A 15,765-nucleotide genomic window follows, 5' to 3' on the forward strand; every position below is an offset into this window, starting at 1 on the left:
GCGTGACCTGGGCAGTCAACGTGAGCGTAGTGACGAATGTTCGAGTTGTACTCGACGTGAGCGGTGTTGATGGTGATACCGCGTGCTTTTTCTTCCGGAGCCGAGTCGATCTTGTCGAACTCAACGACGGCCGAACCGAAAACTTCGGAGCAGACGCGAGTCAGAGCTGCGGTCAGAGTGGTCTTACCGTGGTCAACGTGGCCGATGGTGCCGACGTTAACGTGGGGAAGGGAACGATCAAATTTTTCTTTAGCCACGACAGTGAACCTCTTGCCTAAAGGGGATTAGCCTTGTTTTTTAACGAGTGCTTCGACGATGTTCGACGGAGCTTCGGCGTATTTGGAGAATTCCATGGAGTAGCTTGCGCGACCCTGAGACATGGAACGAACGTCGGTTGCGTAACCGAACATCTCTCCGAGCGGTACCTCAGCAGTGATTACCTTGCCGGACACCGAGTCTTCATTACCCTGGATCATCCCGCGACGACGGCTCAGGTCACCCATCACGTCACCCAGGTATTCTTCCGGGGTTACAACTTCGACCTTCATGATCGGCTCAAGCACCACACCACCGCCCTTCTGGGCCAGTTGCTTGGTCGCCATCGAAGCGGCGATCTTGAACGCCATTTCGTTGGAGTCGACGTCGTGGTACGAACCGTCGAATACCGTAGCCTTCAGGCCGAGCAGCGGATAGCCGGCAACAACGCCGTTTTTCATCTGCTCTTCGATACCCTTCTGGATCGGGGCGATGAATTCCTTAGGAATCACACCACCAACGACTTCGTTGGTGAACACCAGACCTTCGGTGATGTTGCCCTTTTCGTCCACGTCCGGCTCCGAGAAACGGATCCAGCAGTGACCGAACTGACCACGACCACCCGACTGACGAACGAACTTGCCTTCGATCTCGACGTTGGACTTGGTGATCTTCTCGCGGTACGAAACCTGCGGCTTGCCGACGTTGCACTCGACGTTGAACTCGCGCTTCATGCGGTCAACGAGGATGTCCAGGTGCAGCTCACCCATACCGGAGATGATGGTCTGGCCGGTTTCTTCGTCGGTCTTGACGCGGAACGACGGGTCTTCCTGGGCCAGCTTGCCCAGAGCGATACCCATCTTCTCCTGGTCAGCCTTGGTTTTCGGCTCTACGGAGAGCGAAATTACCGGCTCAGGGAAGTCCATACGCTCGAGGATGATCGGCTTGTCGGCGTTGCACAGGGTGTCACCGGTGGTGACGTCCTTCATGCCGATCAGAGCAGCGATGTCGCCAGCGCGCACTTCTTTGATCTCTTCACGCTGGTTGGCGTGCATCTGCACCATACGGCCAACGCGCTCTTTCTTGCCCTTGACCGAGTTGATGACGGAGTCACCGGAGGTCAGGAAGCCCGAGTAGACGCGGACGAAGGTCAGAGTGCCCACGAACGGGTCGGTGGCAATCTTGAACGCCAAGGCCGAGAACGGCTCGTTGTCGTCAGCAGGACGCTCATCGTACTGCTCTGGCTTGACTTCATCCTTCGGCGTGTCGATCAGGTCAGGGTGGATACCCTTGATCGCCGGGATTTCGGTCGGAGCAGGCAGGAAGTCGATAACGGCGTCCAGAACCAGGGGAACACCCTTGTTCTTGAACGACGAACCGCAGACAGCCGGAACGATCTCGCTGGCCAGGGTGCGCGCGCGCAGACCGGCTTTGATCTCTTCGACGGTCAGCTCTTCGCCTTCCAGATACTTGTTCATCAGCTCTTCGCTGGACTCGGCAGCCGCTTCAACCATGTTGGAGCGCCACTCTTCAGCCAGCTCCAGCATATCGGCAGGAATTTCTTCCTCGCGATAGGTGGTGCCTTTATCGTCATCGTTCCAGTAGATGGCTTTCATCTTGATCAGGTCAACCTGACCCTGGAAGTCATCTTCTGCACCGATAGCCAGCTGGACCGGAACCGGGGTGTGACCCAGACGGTTCTTGATCTGACCAATAACGCGCAGGAAGTTGGCACCAGCACGGTCCATCTTGTTCACGTAGACAACACGTGGAACGCCGTACTTGTTGGCCTGACGCCATACGGTTTCGGACTGCGGCTCAACGCCGGAGGTACCGCAGAACACAACGACCGCGCCGTCGAGTACACGCAGCGAACGCTCTACTTCAATGGTGAAGTCAACGTGGCCAGGGGTATCGATGACGTTTACGCGGTAGTTGTCGTACTGACCACGGGAACCTTTCCAGAAGGTGGTAACGGCAGCGGAGGTAATGGTGATACCCCGCTCCTGCTCCTGCACCATCCAGTCAGTGGTCGCGGCGCCGTCATGCACCTCGCCCATCTTGTGGCTCAGACCTGTGTAGAACAGGATCCGCTCGGTAGTGGTAGTCTTGCCCGCGTCAACGTGAGCACAGATACCGATGTTACGGTAGCGGTTAATAGCTGTAGTACGAGCCATAAAGCCCTCGCAAAATGATTGATGCTTGAATTAGAAGCGGTAGTGCGAGAACGCTTTGTTGGCTTCTGCCATACGGTGCACGTCTTCACGCTTCTTGACTGCAGCACCTTTGCCTTCGGCAGCATCCAGCAGCTCACCGGCCAGGCGCAGAGCCATCGACTTCTCGCCGCGCTTGCGGGCGTAGTCTACGAGCCAGCGCATTGCCAGAGCGTTACGACGGGATGGACGAACTTCAACCGGAACCTGGTAAGTGGCACCGCCGACACGACGGGACTTTACTTCGACCAGCGGAGCGATGGCGTCGAGAGCTTTCTCGAAGATTTCCAGGGGGTCGCTGTTCTTGCGTGCTTTGACGGTATCCAGAGCACCGTAAACGATGCGCTCGGCTACGGCCTTCTTGCCGCTTTCCATCACGTGGTTCATGAACTTGGCGAGGATCTGGGATCCGTACTTCGGATCGTCAAGGATCTCACGTTTTGCTGCTACACGACGTCTTGGCATGATAAGCCCTCAAACGGTCTTCAGGTTAGCCCGGGACGTGGGTCTGCGACCCCTGCCCGACCTTACTCTTATCGACTCAAAAAAATGGATGTCTGCAAACGGCCGATTACTTCGGACGCTTGGTACCGTATTTCGAACGACCCTGGTTACGGCCTTTAACGCCCGAAGTATCCAGAGAGCCGCGAACGGTGTGGTAACGAACACCTGGCAAGTCTTTTACACGGCCGCCACGGATCAGGACGACGCTGTGCTCTTGCAGGTTGTGGCCTTCACCACCGATGTACGAGGAAACCTCGAAACCGTTGGTCAGACGCACACGGCATACTTTACGCAGTGCCGAGTTAGGTTTTTTCGGCGTGGTGGTGTACACACGGGTGCACACGCCACGACGCTGCGGGCAGTTCTGCAGCGCAGGAACGTCGGACTTCTCGACCGAACGCTTACGCGGCTGACGTACCAGCTGGTTGATAGTTGCCATCTACTAGCTCCACTGATTGTCTTGCGACTCTATTGTCTTGCAAGAAAGCCAAAAATTGGCGAGACGGAGCCTCACCAAATTTAAGGGTACAAAAGTCTACGGAGGATCTTGCACCCAGTCAAGACGAGGCCCCGGCCCTCCTCGCCCGATCATCGGCAACATTTTATGTCGCCGAGGGTCGTTCGAGGCTTGCCGGGGCCCTGCCCTGTACTTAGTTACCGCTGGAATTCAGCGCTTCGGTCAGTGCGGCTTCCACCTCACTGGCGCTTACACGCAGCGGTTTGTCGGCATCACGGCGACGCTTGCGCTCGCTGTGGTAGGCCAGACCAGTACCGGCCGGGATCAGACGACCCACGACCACGTTCTCTTTCAGGCCGCGCAGGTAGTCGCGCTTGCCGGTTACAGCCGCTTCGGTCAGTACGCGGGTGGTTTCCTGGAAGGAAGCCGCGGAGATGAACGACTCGGTCGACAGCGAGGCCTTGGTGATACCCAGCAGTACACGGGTGTACTTGGAGATGAACTTGTCTTCCGCTGCCAGGCGCTCGTTTTCCATCAGCACCTGGGTCAGTTCCATCTGGTCGCCCTTGATGAAGCTGGAATCACCCGACTCGGCGATCTCGACCTTGCGCAGCATCTGACGCAGGATGGTCTCGATGTGCTTGTCGTTGATCTTAACGCCTTGCAGACGGTAGACGTCCTGGATCTCGTTGACGATGTACTTCGCCAGCGCGCTCACACCCAGCAGACGCAGGATGTCGTGCGGATCGCTCGGGCCGTCGGAGATAACTTCGCCGCGGTTTACCTGTTCGCCTTCGAAGACGTTCAGGTGGCGCCACTTCGGAATCAGCTCTTCGTACGGATCGCTACCGTCGGTCGGAGTGATGACCAGACGACGCTTGCCCTTGGTCTCTTTACCGAACGCGATGGTGCCGCTGACTTCAGCCAGAATCGAGGCTTCTTTCGGACGGCGCGCTTCGAACAGGTCGGCAACGCGCGGCAGACCACCGGTGATGTCACGGGTCTTCGACGTTTCTTGCGGGATACGCGCGATAACGTCACCAACACCGATCTGGGCACCGTCAGCCACACCCACGAGGGCGTTGGCCGGCAGGAAGTACTGTGCCGGTACATCGGTACCTGGCAGGTACAGGTCCTTGCCAGCGGCATCGACCATCTTGATTGCCGGACGGATTTCCTTGCCTGCGGCAGGGCGATCCTTGACGTCCAGCACTTCAATGTTGGTCAAGCCGGTCAGCTCATCAGTCTGACGCTTGATGGTGATGTTTTCTTCCATGCCCACGAAGGTCACGGTACCTTTCAGTTCGGTAACGATCGGGTGGGTGTGCGGGTCCCACTTGGCGACGATTGCGCCAGCTTCGACCTTGTCACCTTCCTTGACCGAAATCACCGCACCGTAAGGCAGCTTGTAACGCTCACGCTCACGACCGAATTCGTCGGCAATGGCCAGCTCACCCGAACGGGATACGGCAACCAGGTTGCCGTCGGCGCGCTCGACCTGCTTCAGGTTGTGCAGACGCACCATACCGCCGTTCTTCACCTGGACGCTGTCGGCAGCCGAGGTACGGCTTGCAGCACCACCGATGTGGAACGTACGCATGGTCAGCTGGGTACCCGGCTCACCGATCGACTGCGCAGCGATAACGCCGACAGCTTCACCGATGTTCACCTGGTGACCGCGAGCCAGGTCGCGACCGTAGCACTTGGCGCAAATACCGAAGCGGGTTTCGCAGTTGATCGGCGAACGCACGATCACTTCGTCGATGCTGTTCAGCTCGATGAACTCTACCCACTGCTCGTCGACCAAGGTACCGGCTGGAACGATGACGTCCTCGGTGCCTGGCTTGAACACGTCACGGGCAATGACACGACCCAGTACGCGCTCACCCAGCGGCTCTACAACGTCGCCGCCTTCGATGTGCGGGGTCATCAGCAGGCCCTGGTCGGTACCGCAGTCGATCTCGGTAACCACCAGATCCTGGGCAACGTCTACCAGACGACGGGTCAGGTAACCGGAGTTCGCAGTCTTCAGTGCGGTATCCGCCAGACCCTTACGAGCACCGTGAGTCGAGATGAAGTACTGGAGTACGCTCAGGCCTTCACGGAAGTTCGCGGTGATCGGCGTCTCGATGATCGAGCCGTCCGGCTTGGCCATCAGGCCACGCATACCGGCCAGCTGACGGATCTGGGCTGCGGAACCCCGCGCACCCGAGTCAGCCATCATGTACATCGAGTTGAAGGACTCTTGATCGACTTCATTGCCCTCACGGTCGATGACCTTCTCTTTCGAGAGGTTGGCCATCATCGCCTTGGACACTTCGTCGTTCGCCTTCGACCACAAGTCGATGACCTTGTTGTACTTCTCGCCCTGGGTTACCAGGCCGGAGGCGTACTGGCTCTCGATTTCCTTCACTTCGTCGGTAGCGTTACCGATGATGCGGGCTTTCTCGTCCGGGATAACGAAGTCGTTAACACCGATGGAAACGCCGGAAATGGTCGAGTAAGCGAAACCGGTGTACATCAGCTGGTCGGCGAAGATGACGGTCTCTTTCAGACCAACCACGCGGTAGCACTGGTTGATCAGCTTGGAGATCGCCTTTTTCTTCATCGGCTGGTTGACCACGTCGTACGGCAGACCTGCCGGTACAACCTGGAACAACAGCGCACGGCCGACAGTGGTGTCGACGATGCGGGTGTTCTTGGTGATGCTGCCATCGCGGTCTTTCACGGTTTCGTTGATACGAACCTTGATTTTCGCGTGCAGGGCAGCTTCGCCGGCGCGGAATACGCGGTCGACTTCCTGCAGGTCGGCAAACACGCGACCTTCGCCCTTGGCATTGATGGCTTCACGGGTCATGTAGTACAGACCCAGTACAACGTCCTGCGACGGAACGATGATTGGCTCACCGTTGGCTGGCGACAGGATATTGTTGGTCGACATCATCAGCGCGCGCGCTTCGAGCTGGGCTTCCAGCGTCAGCGGCACGTGGACGGCCATCTGGTCACCGTCGAAGTCGGCGTTGTACGCGGCACAGACCAGCGGGTGCAGCTGGATAGCCTTACCTTCGATCAGAACCGGCTCAAAGGCTTGGATACCCAGACGGTGCAGCGTCGGTGCACGGTTGAGCAGTACGGGGTGTTCGCGGATCACCTCGGCGAGCACGTCCCACACCTCTGGCAGCTCGCGCTCGACCATCTTCTTGGCAGCCTTGATGGTGGTCGCCAGACCACGCATCTCCAGCTTGCCGAAAATGAACGGCTTGAACAGCTCGAGGGCCATCTTCTTCGGCAGACCGCACTGGTGCAGACGCAGGGTCGGGCCTACGGTAATTACCGAACGGCCGGAGTAGTCCACACGCTTACCGAGCAAGTTCTGACGGAAGCGACCTTGCTTACCTTTGATCATGTCGGCCAGAGACTTCAGCGGACGCTTGTTCGAGCCAGTGATGGCGCGACCGCGACGGCCGTTGTCCAGCAGGGCGTCAACCGCTTCCTGCAGCATGCGCTTTTCGTTGCGCACGATGATGTCCGGCGCCGACAGATCGAGCAGGCGCTTCAGACGGTTGTTACGGTTGATCACCCGACGATACAGGTCGTTCAGGTCGGAAGTCGCGAAGCGGCCACCATCCAGCGGAACCAGCGGACGCAGGTCCGGCGGCAGCACTGGCAGGACGGTCAGGACCATCCACTCAGGCAGGTTGCCCGAGCCCTGGAAAGCTTCCATCAGCTTCAGGCGCTTGGACAGCTTCTTGATCTTGGTTTCCGAGTTGGTCTGCGGAATCTCTTCGCGCAGGCGGCCGATCTCGTGCTCCAGGTCGATAGCGTGCAGCAGCTCACGGACAGCCTCGGCACCCATGCGGGCGTCGAAGTCGTCACCGAACTCTTCCAGCGCTTCGAAGTACTGCTCGTCGTTGAGCAGCTGACCCTTCTCGAGGGTGGTCATGCCCGGATCGATCACGACGTAGCTCTCGAAGTAGAGCACGCGCTCGATGTCACGCAGGGTCATGTCCATCAGCAGGCCGATACGGGACGGCAGCGACTTCAGGAACCAGATGTGGGCAACCGGCGAGGCCAGTTCGATGTGCGCCATGCGCTCACGACGAACCTTGGCCAGGGCAACTTCAACGCCGCACTTCTCGCAGATCACACCGCGGTGCTTGAGGCGCTTGTACTTGCCGCACAGGCACTCGTAGTCCTTGACTGGGCCAAAGATCTTGGCGCAGAAAAGGCCGTCACGCTCAGGCTTGAACGTACGGTAGTTGATGGTTTCCGGCTTCTTAACTTCACCGAACGACCACGAACGGATCATTTCAGGCGACGCCAGACCGATGCGGATGGCGTCGAACTCTTCGACTTGACCCTGGTTTTTCAGCAAATTCAGTAGGTCTTTCAAGGCCTTTCCTCCTGGCGGAGCAGGGAGCGGGCATTACCTGCCCCACTCCCCTTCGCGTCACGTGTTATTCGGTTTCCAGATCGATATCGATACCGAGCGAACGGATCTCTTTGATCAACACGTTGAAGGACTCGGGCATGCCCGGCTCCATACGGTGATCGCCATCCACGATGTTCTTGTACATCTTGGTACGGCCGTTCACGTCGTCCGACTTCACTGTGAGCATTTCTTGCAGGGTGTATGCCGCGCCGTATGCTTCCAGCGCCCACACTTCCATCTCCCCGAAACGCTGACCACCGAACTGCGCCTTACCACCCAGCGGCTGCTGGGTAACCAGGCTGTAGGAACCAGTGGAACGCGCGTGCATCTTGTCGTCCACCAAGTGGTTCAGCTTGAGCATGTACATGTAACCAACGGTCACAGGACGCTCGAACTTGTTGCCGGTACGGCCGTCGAACAGCACCATCTGGCCGCTTTCTGGCAGGTCTGCCAGTTTCAGCATGGCCTTGATCTCACGCTCCTTGGCACCGTCGAAGACTGGGGTGGCCATCGGCACGCCTTTCTTCAGGTTGTTCGCCAGGGCGATGATCTCTTCGTCGGTGAACTCTTCCAGGCTCTCCTGACGACCACCGATCTCGTTGTAGATCTCGGTGAGGAAGGTACGCAGTTCAGCGGCTTTACGCTGCTCTTCGATCATGCGGTCGATCTTCTCGCCCAGGCCTTTGGCCGCGAGGCCCAGGTGGGTTTCAAGGATCTGACCAACGTTCATACGCGAAGGTACGCCCAGCGGGTTCAGTACGACGTCGACCGGAGTACCGTTGGCGTCGTGCGGCATGTCTTCTACCGGCATGATTACCGAGACGACACCCTTGTTACCGTGACGACCGGCCATCTTGTCACCCGGCTGGATGCGACGGCGGATTGCCAGGTAGACCTTGACGATCTTCAGTACGCCTGGAGCCAGGTCATCGCCCTGCTGCAGCTTGCGCTTCTTGTCTTCGAACTTGTCGTCCAGCAGGCGACGGCGATCGACGATGTACTGCTGAGCCTTTTCCAGCTGCTCGTTCAGTGCATCTTCGGCCATGCGCAGTTTGAACCACTGGCCGTGCTCCAGACCGTCCAGCACTTCGTCAGTGATCACGGTGCCTTTTTTCAGGCCCGCGCCACCGTCGACCACCTGGCCGTTCAGGGCAGCACGCAGACGCTCGAAGGTTGCACCTTCGACGATGCGGAACTCTTCGTTGAGGTCCTTGCGGATCTCGTCCAGCTGCATCTTCTCGATGGACAGGGCGCGGCTGTCGCGCTCTACGCCATCACGGGTGAAGACCTGTACGTCGATAACAGTACCCTTGGTACCGGTCGGTACGCGCAGGGAGGTGTCTTTAACGTCGCTGGCCTTCTCACCGAAGATTGCGCGCAGCAGTTTTTCTTCCGGGGTCAGCTGGGTTTCGCCTTTTGGCGTGACCTTGCCGACCAGGATGTCGCCAGCGCCGACTTCAGCACCTACGTAAACAATACCGGCTTCGTCCAGCTTGTTCAGAGCGGCTTCACCCACGTTCGGGATGTCCGCAGTGATTTCCTCTGGGCCAAGCTTGGTGTCACGCGCCACACAGGTCAGTTCCTGAATGTGGATGGTGGTGAAGCGGTCTTCCTGAACCACACGCTCGGACAGGCAGATGGAGTCTTCGAAGTTGAAGCCGTTCCACGCCATGAACGCGATGCGCATGTTCTGACCCAGTGCCAGTTCACCCATGTCGGTGGACGGGCCGTCGGCCATGATGTCGCCACGCTGAACCTTGTCACCCTTGCTTACCAGCGGACGCTGGTTGATGCAGGTGTTCTGGTTAGAACGGGTGTACTTGGTCAGGTTGTAGATATCCACACCGGCTTCACCGGTCTCGACTTCGTCATCGGCAACGCGAACGACGATACGGCTGGCGTCGACCGAGTCGATCACACCACCGCGGCGAGCAACCACGCAGACACCGGAGTCACGGGCAACGTTGCGCTCCATGCCGGTACCGACCAGCGGCTTGTCGGCACGCAGGGTTGGTACAGCTTGGCGCTGCATGTTCGAACCCATCAATGCACGGTTGGCGTCGTCGTGCTCGAGGAACGGAATCAGCGACGCAGCGACAGAAACAACCTGCTTCGGCGAAACGTCCATCAGGGTGACGTCTTCCGGCGCCTTGACGGTGAATTCGTTCAGGTGACGAACCGCTACCAGCTCATCGATCAGCTGCTTCTTGTCGTTCATCGCGGCCGAAGCCTGGGCGATCACGTGATCCGCTTCTTCGATGGCAGACAGGAACACGATGTCATCGCTGACCACGCCTTCCTTCACCACGCGATACGGGCTTTCGAGGAAGCCGTACTGGTTGGTGCGGGCATAGGCTGCCAGGGAGTTGATCAGACCGATGTTCGGACCTTCAGGGGTCTCGATCGGGCACACGCGGCCGTAGTGGGTCGGGTGTACGTCACGGACTTCGAAGCCGGCGCGCTCACGGGTCAGACCACCAGGGCCGAGTGCAGAGACGCGGCGCTTGTGGGTGATCTCGGAGAGCGGGTTGTTCTGGTCCATGAACTGCGAAAGCTGGCTGGAACCGAAGAACTCTTTCACCGCCGCCGCTACCGGCTTGGCGTTGATCAGGTCTTGCGGCATCAGGCCTTCGCTTTCGGCCATCGACAGACGCTCCTTGACCGCACGCTCAACACGTACCAGGCCAACGCGGAACTGGTTCTCGGCCATCTCGCCGACGCAACGAACGCGACGGTTACCCAGGTGGTCGATGTCGTCGACGATGCCTTTGCCGTTACGGATATCGACCAGGGTCTTCAGAACCTCGACGATGTCTTCCTTGCTCAGCACGCCCGAACCTTCGATCTCGGTGCGACCGATACGACGGTTGAACTTCATGCGGCCAACGGCGGACAGGTCGTAACGCTCGGCGCTGAAGAACAGGTTGTTGAACAGGGTCTCGGCAGCATCCTTGGTCGGCGGCTCGCCTGGACGCATCATGCGGTAGATCTCGACCAGGGCTTCCAGCTGGTTGCTGGTAGTGTCGATCTTCAGGGTATCCGAGATGAACGGACCGCAGTCGATGTCGTTGGTGTACAGGGTCTCGATGCGGACGACCTGAGCCTTGGCGATCTTGATCAGCAGCTCGGTGGTCAGCTCGGTATTGCACTCGGCCAGGATCTCGCCGGTGGCCGGGTGAACGATGGCCTTGGCGGTGGTGCGACCGAGGACGTATTCCATCGGCACGTCCAGCTGGTTGACACCGGCCTTCTCGAGCTGATTGACATGGCGCGCGGTAATACGGCGGCCCTGCTCGACGATGACCTTGCCGCTGTCGTCATGGATGTCCATGACCGCGACTTCACCACGCAGACGCTGAGGCACCAGTTCCAGGCTGAGTTTTTCGCCGGAAATGTGGAACACGTTGGTGGTGTAGAAGGTGTTGAGTACTTCTTCCGTGCTGTAACCCAGCGCACGCAGCAACACCGACGCCGGCAGTTTGCGGCGACGGTCGATACGTACGAACACGCAGTCTTTCGGGTCGAACTCGAAGTCCAGCCACGAACCGCGGTAAGGGATGATGCGAGCGGAGTACAGCAGCTTGCCGGAGCTGTGTGTCTTGCCACGGTCGTGGTCGAAGAACACACCAGGCGAACGGTGCAGCTGGGAAACGATTACTCGTTCGGTACCGTTGATAACGAAGGTACCGTTCTCAGTCATCAGGGGGATTTCACCCATGTAGACTTCTTGCTCTTTGATGTCCTTGATCGCTTTGTTCGACGATTCCTTGTCGAAGATGATCAGGCGCACCTTGACCCGCAGTGGGACCGCGAAGGTCACGCCACGCAGGACACATTCCTTCACATCGAAGGCGGGATCGCCCAGGCGGTAGCCTACGTACTCCAGGGCAGCATTGCCGGAGTAGCTGATGATCGGGAATACCGACTTGAAGGCCGCGTGCAGGCCGACGTCACGGAACTGATCCTTGGATGCTCCCGCTTGCAGGAATTCGCGATACGAATCCAGCTGGATGGCCAGAAGATATGGCACATCCATGACGTCCGGCAACTTGCTAAAGTCCTTGCGGATACGTTTTTTCTCAGTGTATGAGTAAGCCATCAGCGTTCCCCAGCTTGGTCACCTGCTTGTTTGGCTTCTCCCGGCGGGAGCAGCCAGAAAATCGTGCAAACCCCTTGGTTTGCGCACCCACATGGGTGTCTTGCAGCGTGTTATCGGGGCCGGATTGACCAGCCACCAATAACGGAAAAAGGCCGGTGGCATAAGCCACCAGCCATCAGCCTTTCGCTCAACGCTCAGGCTGGCATCGCAAAGTCGAAATTACTTCAGCTCGACTTTAGCGCCTGCTTCTTCCAGCTTCTTCTTAGCGTCTTCAGCGGCTTCTTTCGAAACGCCTTCAGCTACAACCTGAGGAGCGCCATCGACTTTCTCTTTGGCTTCTTTCAGGCCCAGACCGGTCAGTTCGCGAACGGCTTTGATCACGTTCACTTTCTTGTCGCCGGCTTCAACCAGAACAACGTTGAACTCGGTCTGCTCTTCAACAACGGCAGCAGCAGCAGCTGGGCCAGCAGCGGCAACAGCAGCGGTAACGCCGAAGGTTTCTTCCATCGCTTTGATCAGCTCAACAACTTCCAGAACGGTTTTCTGGCCGATTGCTTCGATGATTTGTTCGTTAGTCAGAGACATGACTTAAATCCTGTATTGGGGTGAAGGCCTACGCAGCCATCAAATTAAACGTATGATTTTGAAAGAATTTCGCGTGCCTTAGGCAGCGGTAGCTTCTTTCTGGTCGCGAATGGCTGCCAGAGTACGAGCCAGCTTGCTGGTAGCGCCTTGGATCACGCTCATCAGTTTCGCAATAGCTTCGTCGCGGGTCGGCAGGGTAGCCAACACGTCGATCTGGTTCGCTGCAATGAAATTGCCGTCAAACGCAGCTGCCTTGATCTCGAACTTGTCCTGACCCTTGGCGAACTCTTTGAACAGACGAGCAGCAGCGCCCGGGTGTTCGTTGGAGAAAGCAATCAGGGTCGGGCCTTTGAACGCGTCGTTGAGGATCGAAAATTCGGTGCCTTCAACAGCGCGCTTGAGCAGGGTGTTACGTACGACACGTACGTATACGCCAGCTTCGCGGGCCTCTTTACGGAGTCCGGTCATTGCGCTTACAGTCACACCACGGGCATCGGCCACGACAGCGGACAGAGCGACTTTGGCAGCCTCGTTGACTTCAGCGACGATGGCCTTCTTGTCTTCGAGTTTAATTGCCACGGGTTTACTCCTGGTTTTTACCGTTTCATCTGGCCGAAGCCGGATGTCGTTTTGGTGTCTGATTCGGTAAACGAATCGGGAGCACCATCTGCGTGGGCTGGGGTTTTAAGGCTTGCGCCGCCTACGGTCTTGGATAGCCCCCGCCAGGCAGGGACCCCAATTTTTGCTGGTGGCGCGACAAGTCGCGCCACCATGTTCTTACACGTTCAGCGAGCTCTGATCGATGATCAGACCTGGGCCCATGGTGGTGCTCAGGGTAACGCGCTTGACGTAGATACCTTTCGAAGAAGCCGGCTTGATACGCTTCAGGTCAGCGATCAGGGCTTCAACGTTTTCCTTCAGCTTGTCAGCTTCGAAGCCGATTTTGCCAACGGAGGTGTGGATGATACCGTTTTTGTCGGTACGGTAGCGAACCTGACCAGCCTTGGCGTTTTTGACAGCGCCGGCTACGTCTGGGGTCACGGTACCTACTTTCGGGTTAGGCATCAGGCCGCGAGGACCCAGAACCTGACCCAGCTGACCTACAACGCGCATGGCATCAGGCGATGCGATGACGACGTCATAGTTCAGGTCGCCGCCTTTCATTTCGGCAGCCAGATCGTCCATACCTACGCGATCAGCGCCGGCAGCCAGAGCGGCTTCAGCAGCTGGACCCTGAGTGAAGACGGCAACGCGTACGGTCTTGCCAGTGCCGTGTGGCAGCACGGTAGCGCTACGAACGACCTGGTCGGATTTACGCGGGTCAACACCGAGGTTAACGGCGATGTCGTAGGACTCTACGAATTTGGCAGCCGGCAGCGAAGCGAGCAGGGTTGCGGCTTCTTCGAAGTTGTAGGCCTTGCCTGCTTCGATCTTCTCGGCGATTGCCTTTTGGCGCTTGGTCAGCTTAGCCATTACACACCCTCCACGTTCAGGCCCATGCTGCGGGCAGAGCCAGCGATGGTGCGTACAGCTGCGTCCAGGTCAGCGGCAGTCAGATCAGCCTGTTTAGCTTTGGCGATGTCTTCCAGCTGAGCACGGGTAACAGTACCGACTTTAACGGTGTTCGGGCGAGCCGAACCACTGGTCAGGCCAGCAGCTTTCTTCAGCAGAACCGAGGCAGGGGTGCTCTTGGTCTCGAAGGTGAAGCTACGGTCGCTGTAGACAGTGATGATAACTGGAGTCGGCAGACCGGCTTCTTGACCCTGAGTACGGGCGTTGAAGGCCTTGCAGAACTCCATGATGTTCACACCGTGTTGACCCAGTGCTGGACCAACGGGTGGGCTTGGGTTGGCCTGGCCGGCCTTAACTTGCAGCTTGATGTAAGCCTGAATCTTCTTAGCCATGAGCTACTCCAAAATCGGGTACGAACGCCTGATGGCTCCCCGGATGACTTGCGTTTTATCCCAGTGACGACAAAACCCCGCAGCACACAGGGCTGCGGGGTATGGGATGCTTCGTCCGCCTAGACCTTTTCGACCTGGCTGAACTCGAGCTCCACCGGAGTAGAGCGACCGAAAATGAGCACTGCAACCTGCAAACGGCTCTTTTCGTAGTTAACCTCTTCGACACTACCATTGAAGTCGGCGAACGGACCGTCAATGACTCGAACCACTTCACCCGGTTCGAACAGTGTCTTCGGCTTCGGCTTGTCACTGCCATCAGCAACGCGACGCAGGATAGCCTCAGCTTCTTTATCGGTAATCGGCGCAGGCTTGTCTGCAGTGCCGCCGATAAAGCCCATCACACGAGGGGTGTCCTTGACCAAGTGCCAGGTCCCTTCGTTCATCTCCATCTGGACCAATACATAGCCAGGGAAGAATTTACGCTCACTCTTGCGCTTCTGGCCGTTGCGCATTTCGACGACTTCTTCGGTCGGGACCAGGATCTCGCCGAAACCGTCTTCCATGCCAGCCAGCTTCACGCGCTCGATCAAGGAGCGCATTACATGCTTCTCGTAACCCGAGTAAGCATGCACAACATACCAACGCTTAGCCACGGGACACCTTTAGCCAACGATCAGGGAGACCGCCCAGCCGAGCAGGGAATCAAGACCCCACAGCAGCAGTGCCATAACCAGCACGACAGCCACGACAATCAGCGTGGTCTGGGTGGTTTCCTGGCGGGTCGGCCACACGACTTTACGGATCTCGGTACGAGCTTCCTTCGCCAACGCAAAGAACGACTTACCCTTCGCGGTCTGCAGAGCTACAAAGCCTGCGACAGCAGCCAGGGCGAGAAGTGCAAGGACGCGGTACAGGATCGGGGAGGCGGAGTAATATTGATTACCCACAACACCAACAACCACCAAAGCCACTACAGCCAGCCACTTGAACAGATCAAAACGCGATTCTTGGGCTTCAGTTTTGGGGGTCATCGAGGAGGATCCTGTAAGAAGAAAGCCATCACACCGAGGTGAAATGGCAGGTCAGGAGGGAATCGAACCCCCAACCTACGGTTTTGGAGACCGTCGCTCTGCCAATTGAGCTACTGACCTGTAACGCTGCATCAGGCCGGCCATTATACCGGCCTGATCAAGTAAATCAACTACTTATTCAATAATTTTTGCTACGACGCCGGCGCCGACGGTACGACCGCCTTCACGGATAGCGAAGCGCAGACCGTCTTCCATTGCGATGGTCTTGATCAGGGTAACAGTCAT

At 57.9% G+C, this 15,765-nt stretch carries 12 protein-coding genes, 1 tRNA gene and 1 pseudogene; all 14 read right to left on the reverse strand.

Annotation, left to right across the window (positions count from 1 at the left end; translation table 11 throughout):
- On the reverse strand, nucleotides 1–257 hold a 257-nt coding region (locus H040_RS26800; protein WP_232251818.1), incomplete at its 3' end, for a GTP-binding protein.
- A gap of 27 nt (nucleotides 258–284) precedes the next feature.
- Nucleotides 285–2,432: an elongation factor G gene (gene fusA / locus H040_RS26805; protein WP_027919364.1), complete on the reverse strand. Its 2,148-nt coding sequence runs from the start codon at nucleotides 2,430–2,432 to the stop codon at nucleotides 285–287.
- A 30-nt stretch (nucleotides 2,433–2,462) separates the two neighbouring features.
- Nucleotides 2,463–2,933, reverse strand: a complete 471-nt coding sequence (rpsG, locus tag H040_RS26810) for a 30S ribosomal protein S7 (RefSeq protein WP_003246741.1) — start codon at nucleotides 2,931–2,933, stop codon at nucleotides 2,463–2,465.
- Nucleotides 2,934–3,039: 106 nt separating this feature from the next.
- Nucleotides 3,040–3,411: a 30S ribosomal protein S12 gene (gene rpsL / locus H040_RS26815; RefSeq protein ID WP_003255492.1), complete on the reverse strand. Its 372-nt coding sequence runs from the start codon at nucleotides 3,409–3,411 to the stop codon at nucleotides 3,040–3,042.
- 211 nt (nucleotides 3,412–3,622) lie between these two features.
- Entirely contained in the window at nucleotides 3,623–7,822 is a 4,200-nt protein-coding gene (rpoC, locus tag H040_RS26820; protein WP_027919363.1) for a DNA-directed RNA polymerase subunit beta', read from the reverse strand.
- A gap of 64 nt (nucleotides 7,823–7,886) precedes the next feature.
- A complete protein-coding gene (gene rpoB, locus H040_RS26825; RefSeq protein WP_027919362.1) occupies nucleotides 7,887–11,960 on the reverse strand; it encodes a DNA-directed RNA polymerase subunit beta in 4,074 nt (1,357 codons plus the stop codon).
- Nucleotides 11,961–12,179: 219 nt separating this feature from the next.
- Nucleotides 12,180–12,545, reverse strand: a complete 366-nt coding sequence (rplL, locus tag H040_RS26830) for a 50S ribosomal protein L7/L12 (RefSeq protein WP_003255496.1) — start codon at nucleotides 12,543–12,545, stop codon at nucleotides 12,180–12,182.
- A gap of 78 nt (nucleotides 12,546–12,623) precedes the next feature.
- Nucleotides 12,624–13,124, reverse strand: a complete 501-nt coding sequence (gene rplJ / locus H040_RS26835; protein ID WP_016715872.1) for a 50S ribosomal protein L10 — start codon at nucleotides 13,122–13,124, stop codon at nucleotides 12,624–12,626.
- Nucleotides 13,125–13,322: 198 nt separating this feature from the next.
- Entirely contained in the window at nucleotides 13,323–14,018 is a 696-nt protein-coding gene (gene rplA, locus H040_RS26840; protein WP_027919361.1) for a 50S ribosomal protein L1, read from the reverse strand.
- A complete protein-coding gene (gene rplK, locus H040_RS26845; RefSeq protein ID WP_003255500.1) occupies nucleotides 14,018–14,449 on the reverse strand; it encodes a 50S ribosomal protein L11 in 432 nt (143 codons plus the stop codon). Before rplK ends, rplA begins: the two co-directional genes overlap by 1 nt.
- Nucleotides 14,450–14,568: 119 nt before the next feature.
- Nucleotides 14,569–15,102 carry a transcription termination/antitermination protein NusG gene (nusG, locus tag H040_RS26850; protein ID WP_003255501.1) on the reverse strand — a complete coding sequence of 178 codons (534 nt, stop codon included), beginning with the start codon at nucleotides 15,100–15,102 and terminating at the stop codon, nucleotides 14,569–14,571.
- A 9-nt stretch (nucleotides 15,103–15,111) separates the two neighbouring features.
- Nucleotides 15,112–15,480, reverse strand: a complete 369-nt coding sequence (gene secE / locus H040_RS26855) for a preprotein translocase subunit SecE (RefSeq protein WP_008089117.1) — start codon at nucleotides 15,478–15,480, stop codon at nucleotides 15,112–15,114.
- A 44-nt stretch (nucleotides 15,481–15,524) separates the two neighbouring features.
- Nucleotides 15,525–15,600, reverse strand: a tRNA-Trp gene (locus tag H040_RS26860).
- Nucleotides 15,601–15,654: 54 nt separating this feature from the next.
- Nucleotides 15,655–15,765: pseudogene (locus H040_RS26865) on the reverse strand (EF-Tu/IF-2/RF-3 family GTPase); the annotation flags it as partial.

This window comes from Pseudomonas sp. URMO17WK12:I7 (genome assembly GCF_003269045.1).
GTDB classification, from domain to species: domain Bacteria; phylum Pseudomonadota; class Gammaproteobacteria; order Pseudomonadales; family Pseudomonadaceae; genus Aquipseudomonas; species Aquipseudomonas putida_J.

Coding starts and splice junctions, on each gene's coding strand:
- fusA (WP_027919364.1), bottom strand. CDS start 2,432: ATGGCTCGTACTACAGCTATTAACCGCTACCGTAACATCGGTATCTGT.
- rpsG (WP_003246741.1), bottom strand. CDS start 2,933: ATGCCAAGACGTCGTGTAGCAGCAAAACGTGAGATCCTTGACGATCCG.
- rpsL (WP_003255492.1), bottom strand. CDS start 3,411: ATGGCAACTATCAACCAGCTGGTACGTCAGCCGCGTAAGCGTTCGGTC.
- rpoB (WP_027919362.1), bottom strand. CDS start 11,960: ATGGCTTACTCATACACTGAGAAAAAACGTATCCGCAAGGACTTTAGC.
- rplL (WP_003255496.1), bottom strand. CDS start 12,545: ATGTCTCTGACTAACGAACAAATCATCGAAGCAATCGGCCAGAAAACC.
- rplA (WP_027919361.1), bottom strand. CDS start 14,018: ATGGCTAAGCTGACCAAGCGCCAAAAGGCAATCGCCGAGAAGATCGAA.
- rplK (WP_003255500.1), bottom strand. CDS start 14,449: ATGGCTAAGAAGATTCAGGCTTACATCAAGCTGCAAGTTAAGGCCGGC.
- secE (WP_008089117.1), bottom strand. CDS start 15,480: ATGACCCCCAAAACTGAAGCCCAAGAATCGCGTTTTGATCTGTTCAAG.